The sequence below is a fragment of the Nostoc sp. CHAB 5715 genome, from assembly GCF_020829685.1.
Taxonomy (GTDB): domain Bacteria; phylum Cyanobacteriota; class Cyanobacteriia; order Cyanobacteriales; family Nostocaceae; genus Nostoc.
Genome location: NZ_JAIVFR010000931.1, coordinates 1 through 2,914 on the forward strand (window position 1 = coordinate 1; position 2,914 = coordinate 2,914).

Below are 2,914 nucleotides of genomic sequence, written 5' to 3' on the forward strand. Positions count from 1 at the left end.
AATTATGGGCAGATTGGGTCCTGAATCTGATTGCGCTCAAACCCCATAAACGGCTCTATTTTCAGCGTGGTTTCTATGCCCTATCCCTTATGCAGCAACCTTTATAGGTACGTTGTCACCCTGTGAGTTGCAATCAGTTCTTGAGCGACAGACTGAAATGCCAGGTGTGGGATTTGTTGAATGCGTTCGGAAACTGTTGCAGTTACCGCGTTAGTGTCTTCGGGCAACGTTGTGGAAGAAACCAAGTTGGCGTTACTTGATTGAATTGAGCCAAGGGCGATCGCTTCTTCCCAATCTCCAAATTGAGTCGGGTTAACTTCTTCAACAAACTTAACAATTAGCCGTCTGCCTAACAACGCCATGACTTCACCTACTCCGTTTACCAAGTTTCTGCCTCATTGCATCTATAACCTTAGCCACTACAGCATCAGTATCTGAACGAAGCTGCGATAGAGAGTAGATGTTTTCAAAATATTTGGATATTCAGAATAAGAACACTCTTGAGAAAGATTGCCCAAGAGGTAGTTCCCATCACCTCTAAAAACTGTTGTGATACCTACAAACCTTTGTCGCTCAAGGAAGCGACTCCCAGAAAGTTCACAGCTTCCTATCCCAATGACAAGTTCATCGCTAATCGTCAGGTCATGATCTACTGTCCAAGGCAACCCGTTCATTTTGGCGTAGAGAGCAACACTGCGAGCGCCATGTAGTAGTACACAAGTATTACTTTATCCCCTTTCTGAAAGCTTTGTATTCGGAATAGAAACGGCATTAGTGAAGACTATTGAAATATTTATGAGAAAATAAGTCAGGACTTACGCAACTGGCACAAATAGTGGGCAGGGCGCAGCCCTGCCACGCGACAATTTAAATCAAACCAAGCACATAAGAATACTTGGGCGTTTTAGTTGCTGAATTAAATAATTATCAAGCAAGTTATGCTTGATTTGATAAATAGTTTGACCGGTTCTATAGGCTAAATTCTTTAACCTAACCCAAACCAACATTGCACAAGCGATATGATTTCTTTGGAGCCTAGCTTTACGACACTTGCCTTGATTCAATGCCAGTTAGTTGTTTAATCTCCCTGTGAACAGGACTCTATTTTCCAACGAATTTTACACACAAGAGTGTACAACATCCGTGGAACTTTGAGATAAATCGTTAGTTGCGACATAATCCGTTTTGTTGGTAGAAACAGTAACCCGGAATAGTTTCACTTTTTTATTAGCTGGGAACCCTTTAATTTTTATTATTTTACCACACTCTAATTCTTCTTTACTCCATTCTAATAATTCAATACTCAGAATACCTTTTATCTAAAACGCTATCATCAAATATTATGTAACCATTGGCATCAGGCTCAACTACCTCTTTCACGTTATCTCATAGTAAACGAGGTGTTAACTTTTCTCTTTTCAAATAATAGTTAATTGCATCATGGCTAATACTCTCTAAATGCTCTGCTAAATTAGTAATGGTATAATTAATTTGACTACTTAATAAGTATTGGCAGTAATTAAGCTTAGTAAATCTCATTACCGTAAACAAAATTTATCTAATACAACCTCTACCTATTTTCTCATAAATATTTCAATAGTGCCTCCAAGACAGCGACTTCTATCGCGAAGACAAAGCTTTCGGAATCAGATTTAATTAATACTAATGTACTATAAGCTAGCGATCGCATTGTGCCAGTTGCGTAAGTCCTGTAAATGAAAACTGCTGTAACTTAACTTTGTAGTGCGATGGCAAAGTTTAAGTAGAATTGGATAGCACTGACAAACCCAGAACGGAAAAGAGGTGTATACTAATGCTACAATCCATTGAGCGTGTCATCAATAATCTTCTGCCAGCAACAGCGTTAGAAGGAAAATTTGGTCTACCGAAAACATTGGATGAGCAATTAGCACATTACCGCACGCCAGGTATCAGTATTGCAGTTATTAATGATTTTGAAATCGAATGGGCGCGTGGATTTGGGGTGTGTGAGGCCAGAACAACTCGTGAAGTCACAACAAATACATTATTTCAAGCAGGCTCAATCAGCAAACCTGTTTTTGCTTTAGCGGTCATGCGTCTTGCACAAGAAGGTCGTCTCAGTCTTGATGAAGATGTGAATAATTATCTCACCTCATGGCGTGTGCCTGCGATCGCTTCTTGGCAACCGCGAATAACGCTGCGTCAGTTGTTGAGTCATACGGCTGGTTTGACTGTACAAAGCTTTCCTGGCTATCCAACCTCGGCTCCATTACCAACGACGATTCAAGTTCTCAATGGGGAACCTCCAGCCAATACCGAGAAAGTAGAAGTCAATATCATCCCTGGTTTGCATTATCGCTATTCGGGTGGCGGCACAACAGTTGCCCAACAGGTATTGGTTGATTTGCTCAAGCAACCTTTTCCAGAAATCATGCGCGAATTGGCACTCGATCCGTTAGGCATGACAAATAGCACCTACCAACAGCCGCTCCCAAACGATTGGGCAGCAAGGGCAGCAACGGCTCACCCGTTCTCTGGTGTCCCACTTGAAGGCAAGCACCACGTTTATCCTGAGATGGCAGCAGCAGGTTTGTGGACAACGGCATCAGATTTAGCCAAAGTCGGAGTTGAACTCTTGCGAGTATTGCATGGCAAACCTCCTGCCGTGTGGAGTCAAGAGACTATCAAAGAAATGTTACGTCCCCAAGAGACGGAACAAACACAAGGAGCGAATGGATTATTTTTGGGTTTAGGATTTGTGGCTAGTGGAATTGACGATGGTTTCTACTTTTTTCATGGTGGCTGGGATGAAGGGTTTGTAGCGTTGATACGAGTTTACGCACGTATTGGCAAAGGCGCTGTTGTTATGCTCAACTCGAATGAGGGTCATCCGATGCTTGAGGAAGTAATGCGAGCGATCGCGCTTGAGTAT

The 2,914-nt window shown here is 42.1% G+C and carries 3 protein-coding genes and 1 pseudogene; 1 reads left to right on the forward strand and 3 read right to left on the reverse strand.

Annotated features, from left to right (window positions below; all coding sequences use genetic code 11):
* Positions 1–101: 101 nt before the first annotated feature.
* The 3 genes and pseudogenes from LC574_RS33875 to LC574_RS33885 form a co-directional block, all read right to left on the reverse strand.
* Positions 102–386 (reverse strand): hypothetical protein, encoded by a 285-nt coding sequence (locus LC574_RS33875; RefSeq protein ID WP_229457988.1) that lies wholly within the window; start codon positions 384–386, stop codon positions 102–104.
* A 33-nt stretch (positions 387–419) separates the two neighbouring features.
* The gene (locus LC574_RS33880; protein ID WP_229457989.1) at positions 420–674 is read right to left on the reverse strand and encodes a hypothetical protein; all 255 of its coding nucleotides are present in this window, start codon (positions 672–674) and stop codon (positions 420–422) included.
* A gap of 198 nt (positions 675–872) precedes the next feature.
* A pseudogene (locus tag LC574_RS33885) lies at positions 873–1,539 on the reverse strand (transposase).
* Between the two features lie 274 nt (positions 1,540–1,813).
* On the opposite strand from LC574_RS33885, the gene LC574_RS33890 reads away from it, so the two are divergent.
* Positions 1,814–2,914 (forward strand): serine hydrolase (locus tag LC574_RS33890; protein WP_229457991.1); only part of this gene is annotated, 1,101 nt, incomplete at its 3' end.